A 14,569-nucleotide genomic window follows, 5' to 3' on the forward strand; every position below is an offset into this window, starting at 1 on the left:
GATGACCGCTGCGGTTGCGCCGCCAGTCAAAGGCATGAAGCATAAAGTGGGAACCAGCGTATGAGCACCCTTACCGAAGTCGATAAACGCTATTTTGAGAAAATCCTTGGGATGGAAGGCGGCTACCTTCTCGATTATAACGATATGACTTTTGGCCAGTTCTTCAATCACCATAGGGTCGATATTCACGGCACGAAGTACCAGACCTATGGAACCTCCAAGGCCAAGAAAATGCGCGCGTTCTGGGAGAGCGAACCTGACGTCTTGGTTGGTAAGGTCTTGTCTGAAATGCTTGATGTGTACGAGGCCAACTGCAAGCTGAACAATAAGCAGATTGACACAGCCATTCTTCAAGAGTCGCGGAAGATCGCTGCTCGGTTGTTGGGAAAGCCGCAGCCCGCTCCATCTTCAAAAACCGGCGATGATTTCTTGAATAGTGAATTCACAATACCCAACATTCAAAATCTTCCGATTGAAGCATCGGTTGTGCCAATTATTGAAAGCCGTCTTGCCGAAGCGCGGAAAACACTAGGGGCAGGTGCACATCTTTCAGTGATCTTTCTTTGTGGAAGCGTGCTTGAGGCAGTTCTGCTTGGGGCCGCGCAGAAAGAGCCCGCCCGATTCAATCAGGCGGCCGCTAGCCCAAAGACCAATGATGGTAAGGTAAAACATTTTCAAGATTGGAGTCTTGCCCAATTTATTGATGTCGCCTGCGAGGTTGACCTACTAAAACCAGACGTAAGGAAATTCAGCCATGGCCTGCGGGATTTTCGCAACTATATCCACCCTTATGAGCAGATGGTGTCGCACTTCACGCCGGACGAACATACGGCGAAGCTCTGCTTTCAGGTTCTAAAGGCAGCACTTGCGGGTGTTGCCGGGGAGAGAAAATAATCATGGAGAAAAAATCAATCCCCTCCGTCTCCGTCACCTACGCCCGCAGCGGCGTATCGACCAAAGCCAATGCGCTGGGGATGCGGCCCATGCAGGAGCGGGCCTTTGATAAGCGCGGCGAACAATACCTGCTGATCAAGTCGCCGCCCGCGTCTGGCAAGAGCCGTGCGCTGATGTTCATCGCGCTGGACAAGCTGGCGAACCAGGGCATCAAGCAGGCCATTATCGTCGTGCCGGAAAAGTCCATCGGGGCCAGCTTCAATGACGAGCCGCTATCGAAGTACGGCTTCTGGGCCGACTGGCAGGTCGAGCCCAAGTGGAACCTGTGCAACGCGCCGGGCAATGACAACGGCGGCAAGGTCAAGGCGCTGGGCGTGTTCCTCGAAAGCGACGACAAAGTGCTGGTCTGCACCCATGCCACTTTCCGCTTCGCGGTCGATGCCTACGGCGTGGAGGCATTCGACGACCGCCTGATCGCGATCGATGAGTTCCACCATGTCTCAAGCAATCCCGACAACAAGCTCGGCCTGCACCTCGGGCAGTTCTTCGCGCGGGGCAAGACGCACATTGTCGCCATGACCGGCTCCTACTTCCGGGGTGACGCCGAGGCCGTACTCGCGCCGCAGGATGAGTCGAAGTTCGAGACCGTCACCTACACCTACTACGAACAGCTCAACGGCTACGAGTACTTGAAGCAACTCGACATCGGCTACTTCTTCTACAGCGGGCCTTATGTCGATGACATCCTCAAGGTCCTCGACCCCGCCGAGAAGACCATCATCCACATCCCCAATGTCAATTCGCGCGAGAGCACGAAGGACAAGATGCGCGAGGTGGAACACATCATCGAGGCGCTGGGGGAGTGGCAAGGCATCGACCCGGCGACCGGCTTCCAGCTTGTCAAGCGGCCCCCAGGTGGCGCAGATGCGGGCCGCGTGCTGCGGATCGCTGATCTGGTCGATGACGATGCCGCCAAGCGCGACCGCGTGTCGGCCGCGCTTAAAGACCCGGCGCAGAAGAACAACCGGGATTATGTGGACATCATCATCGCGCTGGGCATGGCGAAAGAAGGCTTCGACTGGATCTGGTGCGAGCACGCGCTGACCGTCGGCTACCGCGCCAGCCTGACCGAGATCGTGCAGATCATCGGTCGCGCCACCCGCGACGCGCCCAGCAAGACCCGCGCACGGTTCACCAACCTGATCGCCGAGCCGGATGCTGCCGAGGCAGCGGTGACCGAGGCCGTCAACGATACCTTGAAGGCCATCGCGGCCAGCCTGCTGATGGAGCAGGTACTCGCGCCGCGCTTCGAGTTCAAACCTAAGCACCCCGACAGCGGCCCGACGCCGGGCTTTGACTACGGCGAGGGGGGCTATGACCCCAGCCGCTGCAATGTCGGTGTCAACGAGCAGACCGGGGCGTACCAAATCGAAATCAAGGGTCTGGCCGAACCGAAGAGTACGGAGGCGGCGCGTATCTGTCAGGAAGATCTGAACGAAGTCATCGCGGCCTTCGTGCAGGACAAGCCCAGCATCGAGCGCGGCCTGTTCGATGAGGAACTGGTGCCCGAGGAGCTGACGCAGGTTCGCATGGGCAAGATTATCAAGGACAAGTATCCCGAGCTGGACACGGAAGATCAGGAAGCCGTACGCCAGCACGCCATCGCGGCGCTGAACCTCACGCAACAGGCCAAGCGGCTGGTTACCGAAGGCCAAGGTGGGGGAGAAAGTGACGGGACGCCCAACACCGCCCTGCTCGACGGCGTGCGCCGCTTTGCCATGGACGTGCGCGAACTGGACATTGACCTGATCGACCGCATCAATCCCTTCGGCGAAGCCTATGCCATCCTCGCAAAGACCATGAGCGAGGATAGCCTGAAGCAGGTCGCGGCGGCGATCTCGGCCAAGCGCACGAGCCTGACGCCAGAGGAGGCCAGGGATCTTGCCGTTCGGGCTGTGCAGTTCAAGAAGGAGCGCGGCCGCGTGCCAAAGCTTGATTCCCAGGATGCCTGGGAGCGACGCATGGCCGAAGGCGCGATCGCCTTCATGCGCTTCAAGGCGGAGGGACGCTATGCGTGACGCCGATCTTGACGAACTCGCTGCGGAGCTTGCCGAGTTCGCTCCGCCTGAGAAGAAGGGCGGACGCCCGGCCAGCGAAGAGCGCATCATCGCGGGCTTCGAGGAAATCCAACGCTTCACCGAAAAGCATGGGCATGCGCCGCAGCACGGCGAAGACCGCGACATCTTCGAGCGTTTGTATGCCGTGCGTCTGGACCGCCTGCGCGCACTCCCGGACTGCCGAGCCCTGCTGGAGCCACTGGATCATCAGGGTTTGCTTGCCGGTGCGCCGACCGTTGCCGCTGCGGCGGAGGAAGCCATCGACATCGACGACCTGGCTGCGGAGTTGGCAGATGTTGCCGGCGCGGACGACATTACCGTCCTGCGCCATGTGCGCACCAGCGCCGACAAGCGTGCTGCCGAGACGATCGCGGATCGCAAGCCCTGCGAGGACTTCGAGGTGTTCAAGCCACTGTTCGATCGCGTAGCGAACGACATCAAGACGGGTCTGCGCCAGTCCCAGCCCATCGAGGCAGGGAACCGCGCGATCGAGGCCGGGGACTTTTTCGTTCTCGGTGGCCTCACGCTTTTTGTGGCCGAGGTCGGCGAGCCGCTAAAAACCACCGCGGGGGAAGTGGACCGCCGTCTGCGCGTCATTTTTTCCAACGGTACTGAAAGTAATCTGCTGCTGCGCTCGCTCCAGCGCGCATTCTATGACGACCCCGCCGCACGGCGGCTGGTTTCTCCCGAGAGCGGGCAACTCTCCTTCGGCGGCGAGCTTGAGGCCGATGATGTCGAAAGTGGCACGATCTATGTGCTGCGCTCCTTGTCCGATCATCCCTATGTCGCGCAGCATCGCGACCTCATCCATAAGGTGGGCGTGACCGGGGGCAGGGTGGAGACACGTATCGCCAACGCCGAAAACGAAGCGACCTATCTGCTGGCCAAGGTCGAAGTGGTAGCGACCTATAAGCTGGCGGGCATCAACCGCACCCGGATGGAGAACCTGTTCCACAGACTGTTCGCGCCTGCGCGGTTGAACATCACCATCAATGACCGCTTCGGCCATCCTGTGCAACCTGAGGAATGGTTCCTCGTTCCGCTGTTCGTGATCGACGAGGCCGTCGCGCGCATCAAGGATGGCAGCATCACCGGCTACACCTACGATCCAAGCGCCGCGAAGTTGGTGAAGGTGTAGAGGACAGCCTAAATGCATTCCCGTGCAGGGCAGGGATGCCCCGCCGCTCAATGATGTTTAGGCTTGAAGAGAAGAGGGTTTGCCTCAACGCATCCGCAAGTCGCCTCGGTCTTTGAACATGAGGGAAATATCCTGCCTATATTTCACCACAGACGACTGGCGCCAGATTGGGCGTATTTCAGTTTGCATTAGCCGCGCCGGAGCCTGACCCGATACCACGCCAAGCCGGAATCGAAACGCGATAAACGAATCCATCTTGGCTACCGACGTAGATGTCCTGATTGATAATGACCGGGCCGCTTGGGGCCAGCGCGACATTTTTCGCGGCGCTCTTGGAGCCGCCGAGTTTCAGTTTGCCAAGTTCCTTGCCATCTGCCCGCAGTATGGTTTCACCACTGCCGGCGTCAACGGCGTGCAAAAAGCCGTTCGTATCGCCGAAGTACACTACCCCATTCTTGACCGCCGGCGCACCTTTGATTTTGGCGCCGACCGGATACTCCCAAGCACGCTTGCCATTGCTGACATCGTAGGCGAATAGGGAATTTGTGTATGGGCTGCCAACGAACACGCGGCCGTCGGTGATGGTTGGAGTACCGGAGGTGTTGTTATTTTGTATTGCGCCGGCCCCGAGCAGGTGCTTCCAGCGAAGTTTTCCGGTTTTTCCATCGAAGGCGTAAATAAATTGGAAGTAGCCGCGCGCATGCGGATAGCGCTCTCGGTCTTCTGCTGTGGACGCACTGAACGACTGCACGCCGGTGATGACCACAGTGCCATCGGGCGCCACCGCTGGAGGGACATCGGTAAAGCTGAGGTCGGCGTGATAGACCCAGCGAATTTTGCGTTCCTGTAAGTCGACACCGACTACCGAATTCTTTGCGCCAACGTACAACATTCCGTCTTGAACGCTGGGCGAGGACATGCTCACCCAGCCGGGCAATGCAAGCTGCCAACGTACTGCGCCATTGGCAGGATCGAGCGCGATGATTTGCGCGCCACCGGTAGCGATATAAAGGGTTCCGTGCCAATAGGCGGGCGTCGGCATGACTTCGCCGACGGTATGATGATTCCATAGGGTCTTTCCGGTCTTGGGATCGACGGCCATCACGCCGCTTTCGCCGGTGCCTCGCACGGTTTCACTTTGAAATACCCGGTTTCCATAACCGACGTAGATACGATCGTTGACGAAAATCATATCCGAGTGAATCCAGTTCGGCGCGTGACGGAACCATGGTCTGTCGTCATTCCATAGCAGTTTCGTCGTTTTTGCGTCGAAAGCAAACATGCCACCGGTCAAATGATTGCCGACGAATAAGCGATCGCCGACTATGACCGGGTTGGCGCGTACTTGATCGCTGGTTTGATAGAAGGCCGATGGCAGTGGTTTGCCACCATCGTCGAACACCGCGTTGTGCGACGGATGCATACGATACTGGCACCATTCGCTCGGCCCTTCAGCAAAGGCCTGCGTTGAAAGGGTAGCGACTAGCACCACGCTTATGAGTGTAACAGGTGTCATGGCTGTCTCCTGCAAGCTGACATGATCCAATGGACTTGTATTACCCAATAAGGCAAGACTTACATAACTGAGGAAGAGAATCAAAGCTGACCCGCAAGAAGTACCCGTTTGCCACAAGGGTGTGGCACCGCACAATCGTGCAAGCCATTGAAATTGTGTGGGTTCGTTGTTGGCTTTCCGCAACGAACGTCCTCGAAAAACCTCAGGGTTTGTTTGGTTTTTTCGAAGTTTCCAGAATTCAAACTGGATGAGGTGAGTCTGGTCTTAGACCACGGTTACACACGCATAGAGGTCGAGAGAATCTGGAGATCGACGAGCAGATGCCTGACCGATGGTTGAAAGAATATCGGGCATCCGATGATGGCAAAGCGTTTCGAGGCAATGGCAAGCTGATGACCATAGCTATGGGATGCACCGGACGGGGGTATGGTCAGCGCGCTCTGGGCAAGGTCAATTTCGCCTCTAGCCCGCCTGCAGAACCCCGCGCCAGGGTTAATGAACCGCCACAGCGTTCCGTAATTGCGACAACGATGGCGAGCCCCAGTCCGCTGCCCCGACCCGTATCACGCCGCCAGAAACGTTGTGTCGCCTGTGACAACTCATCGGTGCTGAGACCCGGACCGCTATCGCACACGCTAAAACAAACATGTTCGGTCGCGGCTTGAACTTTCAGTTTGACACTATGCTGGGCCGGGGAATGACGCAGTGCGTTGTCAAGCAGGTTGCGCAGCGCGGTAACAGCTAGCGCTTGTGGCATCGCCAGTTCAACTGGTGGTTCATTGGTTTCGAGTTCGATGCGTTCGGGTGTATTGGGAGCTGCATCACGCATCGCCAGACGGGCGACTTCATTGCTATACGTGCGCTGCGTCTCGTTCCAGCTTTCGTTCCAGGAAAAAGGCCCTTCCACTTGCGCCAGCGTTAGTAGTTGCTGCAAGGTATGCTGCAGGCGTGACGCACCTTCTTCTGCGTAATTGAGTGCTCTCTCGGAATCCTGTCCATGGGTGATGCGAGCGACCTGCAAGTGCGTTTTGAGCGCGGTTAGCGGAGTGCGCAATTCGTGTGCCGCATCGCTGGTAAAGCGTCGCTCGCGGCTGATGGCAACGCGCATTCGCTCGAGCAGTTGATTCAGGGTATCGACCAGTGGCTGCAATTCGCTCGGGATCGGCGTGTCAGGAATCGGTGTCAGCGTATCCAGCGAGCGGCTGGCAAGCGCCTGACGCAAGCGTTCCAGTGGCGCCAGGCCACTTCTCACTCCGATCCACAACATGGCGAGGCTGCCAATCAACGCGACCACGAACGGCACGATTACGGCCGCCATCACGTCGCGTAGCAAGCTGATACGTTCGCTCAGACGATCCGCCGTCGTGATGCGTAGATCCTGCATTTCGACGGTGTAGCTGCGCCAGCGCTCACCATTGATTTCACGTTCGGAAAAACCAGGCGTGATTGTTGCGCTAGCGACCGATGTTGCGCCTGGTGTGCGCGCGAGCACTTCGCCACGCAACGAACTGACCTGGCAGGCAAGTCCTTTTGCCGTCATCGGCACGGTCAGTATGGCGTTTGACTTTGTTCCGTTGCGAATGGTCCACGCAGCGGGGTTCTGCGAGATCAGCCCGGCTACCATGTTTGCCGACATCGCGAGACGCAGGTCCAGAGTGCGGCGCATTTCAGCGTTCAAATCGCGCAGCATCCAGACTGCGACGATGCCCCATAGCAGGCAGAGCGAGATGCCGATCATCAGCAACAAACGCAAGCGCAGGCTCATGTGTTCGCCATGTTGAAGCGGTAGCCGACCCCACGCACCGTTTCGATCAGATCGGCGCAGAGCTTGCGACGCAGATGATGAATATGCACATTGAGGGCATTGCTCTCGATTTCCTCGCTGAAACCATACAGACTGTCCTTGATCTGGTCGACACTGAGGATGCGGCCGCGCGCATGCAGCAGCACCGCCAGCAACGCCAGTTCGCGGCGCGACAATACCACCGGGCAGCCATGCAGGGTGACTTCACCGCGCTCGGGGTCAAGACGCAGAGCGCCTTGCTCGATGACATCCACGCTGCGCCCGGCGGCACGGCGCAGCAGTGCATGTAGACGCGCGAGCAGTTCGTCGAGATCGAACGGCTTGAGCAGATAGTCGTCCGCACCGGCACGCAGCCCGGCCACACGATCTTCCACTGCGTCGCGTGCAGTAAGCACCAGTACCGGCAGGTTTATGCCGTCCGCGCGCCAACGCTGAAGCAGGTACATGCCGTCTTCATCTGGCAGACCGAGATCGAGAATCACTAGCTGGTAGTGCACAGCCGACAGCATGGCCGTCGCTCGTGCCGCAGTGCTCACTCCATCCACTATCAGGCCGCGCGCCTGCAGACCAGTCTGTATGCCACTTAAAATCAGGTCGTCGTCTTCAACCAGCAGTACCCGCATAAACCATCCTTCGTGCTCAGCACTATTTATTCTGTCGAGAATAACATTGTTAATGTTGCCTTAATCAAGCCTTGCAAAGATGCGTGCTCACGCTGATTTGGAGGTGCTCATGTTGCGTTTGTTCTGGTCGGTTGCGGCGCTCTCTCTGCTATTGGCGCTACCAGCGCATGCCGAGCAAGATTTTCTGCCGGTAGAGCAGGCATTCCCCCTGAGCGTCAGCCAGGATGCGGACGGCCAAGTGCGCCTGAATTGGAAAATCAGCGATGGCTATTACATGTATCGCAAAGAAGTGAAGGTCGAAGCTGAGCCCGCAGGCAGCGCTAAAGAGGTCATCATGCCCTCTGGCATTATCAAGAACGATAAGTATTTCGGACCTACCGAGGTTTATCACGATCAACTGACGGTTCTGGTTGACGCGCCCGCAGCCAAGGTGTTGAACGTACGTTGGCAAGGCTGCGCCGAAGCGGGGATATGTTACCCACCGCAAAGCCGAAAAGTGACGCTGGCTGATGTCCCCGTTGCGTCGGATGCACCATCGCAGTCGAAGGTGGACACGGGTAATGTGGCTCGGACTGCTGATACGGCACTTGGTGCGGATCAGGATCTGGCCGAGCGTTTATCGAAAGTCAACCTTGGCTGGATGCTGGTCGTCTTCTTCGGCCTGGGTTTGCTGATGGCCTTCACCCCTTGCGTGCTGCCGATGCTGCCGATTCTTTCCAGCTTGATTGCAGGCAGCGGAGCCAGCCCGCGGCGCGGTTTTGTCCTTTCGCTGGCCTTCGTGCTACCGATGGCGCTGACTTATGCCGCGGTGGGTGCGGCGGCGGCACTGGCCGGCGCCAATCTTCAAGCGACGTTACAAAATCCTTGGGTGCTCGGTGGGTTCGGACTGATATTTGTTGTGTTGTCGCTGGCCATGTTCGGCTTTTATGAGTTGCAGTTACCGGCTGCGCTGCGAAACCGCCTAAACAGCGCCAGTCAAGGGCAACGCGGCGGCACGTTGGTTGGTGCGGCGGCCATGGGTGTGCTGTCGGCCCTGTTGGTCGGGCCTTGCATGACCGCTCCATTGGCTGGTGCGTTGCTCTATATCGGCAATACCGGGGATGTGTTGACCGGCGGTCTGGCGCTATTTTCCTTGGGTTTGGGCATGGGTGTGCCGCTACTGGTGGTGGGTACAATTGGCCCCCGCTTGTTGCCGCGTCCAGGCGAGTGGATGAATCGCGTTAAGGCGCTGTTCGGTTTTATTTTGCTTGGTACGGCAATCGTGTTCGTGTCGCGGGTACTGCCTGATGCACTGACGTTGGGCTTGTGGGGCGCCTTACTGCTGGCGATTGCGCTGAGCTTGCTGATGCTGGTTAAACAGCTCGGCAGCCCCAAAGACCGCCTGTTATCACGCTATTTTGCGTTATTGCTCGGTCTGTGGGGTGGGGCTATGGTGCTCGGTGCCGCCGGCGGGGCCAGCAATCCGTTGCAGCCGCTATCCTTTGTGAAAACCACCGCCGCGCCGGCACAAGCCGCTGTCACTGATGATTTCATGGCCCGTTTTGCGCCGGTCAAGACCGGGCAGGCGCTCGCCGCCCGGGTTGCCGAAGCCGGACAGCGTGGGCAATGGACGCTGGTGGATTTTTATGCCGACTGGTGCGTATCGTGCCAAGTCATCGAGCACGAAGTGTTTACCGATCCGCGCGTGCAGCAGGCACTGGCCGATATGCAATTGCTACGGCCGGACGTTACCGCCAACGATGCCGAGGATCGGGCTCTGATGCGCGCGCACCAGATTCTCGGCCCGCCAACCATAATGCTGATTGGACCGGACGGCAAGGAACGCCGTGCCGAGCGCATTATCGGTGAGCTCAGCGCAGTTGAATTCCTTGCCCACCTGGATCGGGCAAGGAAGGACTAACCATGCTCTCGGTGAATATCGGTCCTTTCGCCCTGTCGGTCAGCCTGCTGATGTTGCTGGCAGCCGGATTGGTCGCCGCAGGCGCCGGCTATCTGGTTGGGCGTCGCCAGAAGATTGGCATCGGCAGCACCCTCCTTGACATGGTGCTTGCCGGAGGGTTGGTCGCGCGCATCGCTTTTGTTGCGTTCTGGTTTGACAGTTACCGCAGCGCGCCGTGGTCGATGCTCGACATCCGTGACGGCGGTTTTATGATCTGGCCGGGAATCGTGGTGGCACTGCTGGTGGCGATCTGGCGCGGCTGGCGCCACCCTGTTCTGCGCAAACCACTGGTTGTGGGGCTGGCCGCTGGCGCGCTGGTGTGGGGCGCGCTGTTCGGTACGCTGCGCATGACACAACAGCCGACGCTGCCGACGCTTTCGTTGACGACTTTGGCAGGCGAACCAATCAAGCTGGCGGCGCTGGCCACCGATAAACCCATGGTGGTCAATCTGTGGGCGAGCTGGTGCCCGCCTTGTCGGCGCGAAATGCCGGTGCTCGCCGCCGCGCAGCAGCAATACACTGACGTGACCTTCGTATTCGTCAACCAGGGCGAAGACGGTTCCACGGTACAACGCTTTCTTAACACGGCCCAGCTCGATCTTGCCAATGTGTGGCTTGATCCGGACAGCGCGCTCGGTCGCGAAATCGGCTCCGGCGCATTGCCCACCACCCTGTTCTACGATGCCAGCGGACGGCTGGTCGATGCCCACCTGGGGGAGCTGTCGGCGGCTTCGCTGACGAGCAAATTAAGTCAGTTGCACACGAACTGATTTCTCAATCTCAATATAGAGGAAGAAAACACCATGATTAAAAAACACACCATTTTGTTTGCCGCTCGCGGGATATTGCTCAGCACCCTGGCCTTGAATGCCCTGGTCCTGGATGCTCGGGCCGAGGATTGGCCCGCACCGATCAAAGCGCTTGAAGCACAGGGTATCGAAATAACTGACTCGTTCAAGGCACCCGACGGGTTGACGGGGTATGTCGGCTTGGTTGGGATGCAGCCGTTATCCATCTATCTGACATCTGACGGCAAACACGCCATCGTGGGTCCCATGTTCGACGAGCAAGGCCACAACCTGAGCCAGAAACCCATCGAGGAGCTGGTCAGCAAACCGATGACCGAGAAAGTATGGCAGCAACTTGAACAAAGTACCTGGATCGCCGATGGCAAGGAAAATGCGCCGCGTGTCGTTTACGTTTTCACGGATCCCAATTGTCCGTATTGCAACAAGTTCTGGAAAGAAGCCCGACCGTGGGTCGAATCTGGCAAGGTGCAGTTGCGCCATATCATGGTCGCTATACTCGAGCCCAGCAGCCCCGCCAAGGCAGCAGCCATACTAACGGCCAAGAGCCCACAGAAGGCGTTGGAGCAGTTTGAAGAGAATTACGCTTCGGGCGACGGCAAAGCGCTGCGCGAAGTGCCTGATAAAATCGGTGCAGAGCTCGATGCCAATCTAAAGCTTATGCAGAAAATTGGCGCTCAGGCCACCCCCACCATTTTCTACAAAGACGCTAACGGCCTGTTGCAAAAGATACAGGGCGCGCCACCGGCGGAAAATCTGAGCGAAGTTCTCGGCCCTCGTTGATAGTCCCATCATTTAAGTGGATAGACCATGAATACCAAATCCACTACGCAATTGTTAGTTCTCCTTTTCGCCCTTATCACTGTTTCGGTCGCCCCCGCTTCGGATCTTCGCGCAGGCAACGGCGAACCGATTCAGACGCGCATTGAAGGTCATGAAGTAACGGGGCTGCTGTGGGCTAACGGTTCTGGCGGCGGCGTCGTGTTGTCGCACGGCGCTGTCTACGATGCCGCGAGCTGGACTGCGCAGGCAAAACAGATGGCCGCCGTTGGATTGACCGTGTTGGCACTCGATGAGGTATCAGCAGACACCATCAACGCTGCCGGTCGCTATCTCAAACAGAAATGGCACGAGGATACCGTTTCCTTGATCGGGGCCAGTGCCGGTGGTGCAACTGCACTGGAGGCAGTCGCCAAGTCACCATCGCTTTGGAGCCAACTCATTTTATTGTCGCCAGCGGGCGGTAATCTCCAATCGGCTGCCGACGAGTTGCCCATACTGGTGGTTGCGAGTGAAGATGAAGGGTTGTCCGATAACCTGCGTGAGGCTGCCAAGCTGTCTTTCGGTACGGACGACGAACTATTCATCGTTCCCGGTTCGGCACATGCCCAGGCGATTTTTAAAACTAAATCCGCCGATACGGTTATGAAGAAAATTTTGGCGCGCTTGGGCAGGCGCGATCAGGCAAAAGAATCAGAGTGACCCCATATTGGGCAGTTAGCGGTTTCGCAAAGTGTTTATTCGGGTTTTGTGAACTGTACCCCAGTCTACATGCCGTGGCCGAGCAGTCCGAGAACGCCCAGCACAATCAGATAAATTGCGACGATGTAGTTGAGAAGCTTAGGGAATATCAAGATGCCGATACCGGCAGCTAGAGAAATCAGTGGTGCTAGTGTGATATGAATGTTCAATTTTGGCTCCATAACCGAGGGTAGTGTGAATTTCAAATTTGGGTCAATGGGCCAATCGTACTCGTTACCCAATAGCCAATAATTTACTGATTGGCTATTGGGTAACGCGACGGTTGGGGCACTTTATTACGAGATACGTTTTGACTGTTTTAGTCTTAAATCTTTACAGTGTGACAAATCATCGTACGCGATTCTTGACCCTATTGATAACTATATTCATAAACAAGAGAAAGCGGACAAGCAATAACCATCAGTCTTGAGGAATTTCATTTGGCTCTGCTGAGCTCCTATGTAAGCCCGTTGTTTCCTTCAAGATAGGCATTTGAATTGGTATTGTGAAAATATGAAACTACATTCAAGCGTCGACCGCCAATTCATGCAGCAGGCTCTGAATGAGGCACGTCTTGCCGCTGCAGACGGCGAGGTGCCGGTCGGGGCGGTGGTGGTTCGCCAAGGCGAGGTGATCGCCACAGGCCGCAATGCGCCGATTCGCCTGAATGATCCTTCGGCGCATGCCGAGATGCTGGCGTTGCGTGCGGCAGGCACGGCGTTGGGCAATTACCGGCTGGATGATTGCACGCTGTATGTGACGTTGGAGCCGTGCCCCATGTGCATGGCGGCCATCAGCCATGCGCGGATTACGCGAGTGGTTTTTGCCGCGCCCGATCCGCGTGCGGGGGCTTGCGGCGGGGCAATCGATCTTAATCGCGCGCCCTGGCATCACCACCCTGTCATCGTTGATACGGGGCCTTGCGAGCAGGAGTCCGCCGAGTTATTGCAGGTTTTTTTTCAGGAGCGGCGGGGGTGATTGGAGGTTCTGTTTGGCTTTTTGTTTCAGAAAAACTGCTAACTATGGCCAATTTTTTATTTTTCTTTGGGCTTAGGGGCTGGAGGTGGTTTGGATGGACGTACCGCTGTTTCGGGAGTTGGCTTGTTAGAACCATTCTTTATCATCCCTCGAGTGTAGCCCTCATTAGCTATATTTAAGCCATTATTTTTCTTCTTGTTCATTTGAGACCTCTTGTAAGTAGTCCGTGGGTATGGCTTCAATTATGAATGTGCCCCGCGGTTTAGATAGATATAAAAAGGGAACTGAATAAAGTTCTTCTGACTCCACATAACTGTATAAGGTTACATCAGACAGAACAAGCTCTTGCATATCTTCTGCCTCTGAATAAGAGACCAATCTGCCCTGATATGTGATGCTGTTTTGGATGTCGCGGACATATACCCAATCAATGTTTTGCAAATTTAAAAAGTAGGAATAAAGATTTTCGTCTCCATATTTCCTAGATATCCCATGATGTTGCGCAAACCGGTTTATCAACTTGTGATTCACTATATAGGCAGCAAACAGCGCAACCAGTGGTGATAAAGCAGTAGCCCACAACACATCGGAAGGACTGATAACCACCTTGTTAGAAGTAATCACTGACCAAACATCAAGTGTAATAGATTCAAACGTTAAACTGGGGAAAAAAGAGTGTGTAATCAGCCACCATGTAAGTGTAATTCCTTGTAAAAAAACATAACACAATACTCCAAAAATAAAGGAGTAGATGCTGTACTTGAATGAGCCCCAACTCTTTGAGTGGACAGTGATTTTATCTGCAACTACCGCAGCAATCAGGCCGGGGAATAAAATAATGCCTACTGTTATGGCTAGCTCGTTCATAGGTTGTTCACTCTATTTTGCAGGATGGGTTTGATGAATTCCCGTCAGACCTTGACCGACTATAAGGTGGTTTTAAGACTGGTGTAGGAGGTGAAGGTAATGCAGGAAGCTAAATACATCGTTACTACTCACTAAATTCGTTTTTTTCACGAGTAACATACCTCAATTCTTGGGTAATCAGATGCGCTTAATAAAAACGTTCAATTTCGAATTGGTTAAGCTATCGCTGTTGGACCAAACCATATTCACCAGATTCTGCGTTAGATTCAACCTACAAGATACTTTGAGAGCCGTTTTACTTGCCTTAATAAGGTTTGACGCATTCAACGGCTATGTCATCAAGAAAATATTCCCCGCAGGCTGGGC

General features: G+C 56.2%; 13 protein-coding genes. 8 read left to right on the forward strand and 5 right to left on the reverse strand.

Going from position 1 to position 14,569, the window contains the following annotated elements; translation table 11 throughout:
• The first annotated feature begins 60 nt into the window (after positions 1-60).
• From M7R55_RS02780 to M7R55_RS02790, 3 genes are read left to right on the forward strand one after another with little or no spacing between them, the layout of a single operon-like run.
• Positions 61-894: a hypothetical protein gene (locus M7R55_RS02780; protein ID WP_298218312.1), complete on the forward strand. Its 834-nt coding sequence runs from the start codon at positions 61-63 to the stop codon at positions 892-894.
• Complete coding sequence (locus M7R55_RS02785; RefSeq protein ID WP_366881152.1) at positions 894-2,972, forward strand: DEAD/DEAH box helicase; 2,079 nt, start codon at positions 894-896, stop codon at positions 2,970-2,972. Before M7R55_RS02780 ends, M7R55_RS02785 begins: the two co-directional genes overlap by 1 nt.
• A complete protein-coding gene (locus M7R55_RS02790) occupies positions 2,965-4,149 on the forward strand; it encodes a GIY-YIG nuclease family protein (RefSeq protein ID WP_298218315.1) in 1,185 nt (394 codons plus the stop codon). Before M7R55_RS02785 ends, M7R55_RS02790 begins: the two co-directional genes overlap by 8 nt.
• Before the next feature lie 178 nt (positions 4,150-4,327).
• On the opposite strand, the gene M7R55_RS02795 is transcribed toward M7R55_RS02790, so the two are convergent.
• The 3 genes from M7R55_RS02795 to M7R55_RS02805 all read right to left on the reverse strand — a co-directional run bounded on the left by M7R55_RS02795 (position 4,328) and on the right by M7R55_RS02805 (position 8,092).
• On the reverse strand, positions 4,328-5,665 hold the full coding sequence (locus tag M7R55_RS02795) for a PQQ-binding-like beta-propeller repeat protein (RefSeq protein WP_298218317.1): 1,338 nt from the start codon (positions 5,663-5,665) through the stop codon (positions 4,328-4,330).
• Between the two features lie 430 nt (positions 5,666-6,095).
• Positions 6,096-7,430, reverse strand: coding sequence for an ATP-binding protein (locus tag M7R55_RS02800; protein ID WP_298218319.1), 1,335 nt, complete (start codon positions 7,428-7,430; stop codon positions 6,096-6,098).
• On the reverse strand, positions 7,427-8,092 hold the full coding sequence (locus tag M7R55_RS02805) for a response regulator (RefSeq protein ID WP_298218321.1): 666 nt from the start codon (positions 8,090-8,092) through the stop codon (positions 7,427-7,429). The genes M7R55_RS02800 and M7R55_RS02805 overlap by 4 nt, the downstream gene beginning before the upstream one ends.
• Positions 8,093-8,201: 109 nt before the next feature.
• On the opposite strand from M7R55_RS02805, the gene dsbD reads away from it, so the two are divergent.
• From dsbD to M7R55_RS02825, 4 genes are read left to right on the forward strand one after another with little or no spacing between them, the layout of a single operon-like run.
• Positions 8,202-9,992, forward strand: a complete 1,791-nt coding sequence (dsbD, locus tag M7R55_RS02810) for a protein-disulfide reductase DsbD (RefSeq protein WP_298218323.1) — start codon at positions 8,202-8,204, stop codon at positions 9,990-9,992.
• Positions 9,993-9,994: 2 nt separating this feature from the next.
• Positions 9,995-10,801 carry a TlpA disulfide reductase family protein gene (locus tag M7R55_RS02815; protein ID WP_298218325.1) on the forward strand — a complete coding sequence of 269 codons (807 nt, stop codon included), beginning with the start codon at positions 9,995-9,997 and terminating at the stop codon, positions 10,799-10,801.
• Between the two features lie 33 nt (positions 10,802-10,834).
• Positions 10,835-11,620, forward strand: coding sequence for a thiol:disulfide interchange protein DsbG (gene dsbG / locus M7R55_RS02820; protein ID WP_298218326.1), 786 nt, complete (start codon positions 10,835-10,837; stop codon positions 11,618-11,620).
• A 27-nt stretch (positions 11,621-11,647) separates the two neighbouring features.
• Positions 11,648-12,319 carry a hypothetical protein gene (locus tag M7R55_RS02825; RefSeq protein ID WP_298218328.1) on the forward strand — a complete coding sequence of 224 codons (672 nt, stop codon included), beginning with the start codon at positions 11,648-11,650 and terminating at the stop codon, positions 12,317-12,319.
• 65 nt (positions 12,320-12,384) lie between these two features.
• Here the strand turns inward: M7R55_RS02825 and M7R55_RS02830 are convergent, their stop codons facing one another.
• Positions 12,385-12,528: a DUF3096 domain-containing protein gene (locus tag M7R55_RS02830; protein ID WP_298218330.1), complete on the reverse strand. Its 144-nt coding sequence runs from the start codon at positions 12,526-12,528 to the stop codon at positions 12,385-12,387.
• A 343-nt stretch (positions 12,529-12,871) separates the two neighbouring features.
• Here M7R55_RS02830 and tadA point away from each other — a divergent pair, with 343 nt between their 5' ends.
• A complete protein-coding gene (gene tadA, locus M7R55_RS02835; RefSeq protein WP_298218332.1) occupies positions 12,872-13,336 on the forward strand; it encodes a tRNA adenosine(34) deaminase TadA in 465 nt (154 codons plus the stop codon).
• A 183-nt stretch (positions 13,337-13,519) separates the two neighbouring features.
• Here tadA and M7R55_RS02840 read toward each other — a convergent pair whose 3' ends face one another.
• The gene (locus M7R55_RS02840) at positions 13,520-14,203 is read right to left on the reverse strand and encodes a hypothetical protein (RefSeq protein ID WP_298218334.1); all 684 of its coding nucleotides are present in this window, start codon (positions 14,201-14,203) and stop codon (positions 13,520-13,522) included.
• Positions 14,204-14,569 lie beyond the last annotated feature (366 nt).

Source organism: Halothiobacillus sp., assembly GCF_027346185.1.
GTDB lineage: Bacteria > Pseudomonadota > Gammaproteobacteria > Halothiobacillales > Halothiobacillaceae > Halothiobacillus.

Coding starts and splice junctions, on each gene's coding strand:
- M7R55_RS02780 (WP_298218312.1), top strand. CDS start 61: ATGAGCACCCTTACCGAAGTCGATAAACGCTATTTTGAGAAAATCCTT.
- M7R55_RS02790 (WP_298218315.1), top strand. CDS start 2,965: ATGCGTGACGCCGATCTTGACGAACTCGCTGCGGAGCTTGCCGAGTTC.
- M7R55_RS02795 (WP_298218317.1), bottom strand. CDS start 5,665: ATGACACCTGTTACACTCATAAGCGTGGTGCTAGTCGCTACCCTTTCA.
- M7R55_RS02800 (WP_298218319.1), bottom strand. CDS start 7,430: ATGAGCCTGCGCTTGCGTTTGTTGCTGATGATCGGCATCTCGCTCTGC.
- M7R55_RS02805 (WP_298218321.1), bottom strand. CDS start 8,092: ATGCGGGTACTGCTGGTTGAAGACGACGACCTGATTTTAAGTGGCATA.
- dsbD (WP_298218323.1), top strand. CDS start 8,202: ATGTTGCGTTTGTTCTGGTCGGTTGCGGCGCTCTCTCTGCTATTGGCG.
- M7R55_RS02815 (WP_298218325.1), top strand. CDS start 9,995: ATGCTCTCGGTGAATATCGGTCCTTTCGCCCTGTCGGTCAGCCTGCTG.
- dsbG (WP_298218326.1), top strand. CDS start 10,835: ATGATTAAAAAACACACCATTTTGTTTGCCGCTCGCGGGATATTGCTC.
- M7R55_RS02825 (WP_298218328.1), top strand. CDS start 11,648: ATGAATACCAAATCCACTACGCAATTGTTAGTTCTCCTTTTCGCCCTT.
- tadA (WP_298218332.1), top strand. CDS start 12,872: ATGAAACTACATTCAAGCGTCGACCGCCAATTCATGCAGCAGGCTCTG.
- M7R55_RS02840 (WP_298218334.1), bottom strand. CDS start 14,203: ATGAACGAGCTAGCCATAACAGTAGGCATTATTTTATTCCCCGGCCTG.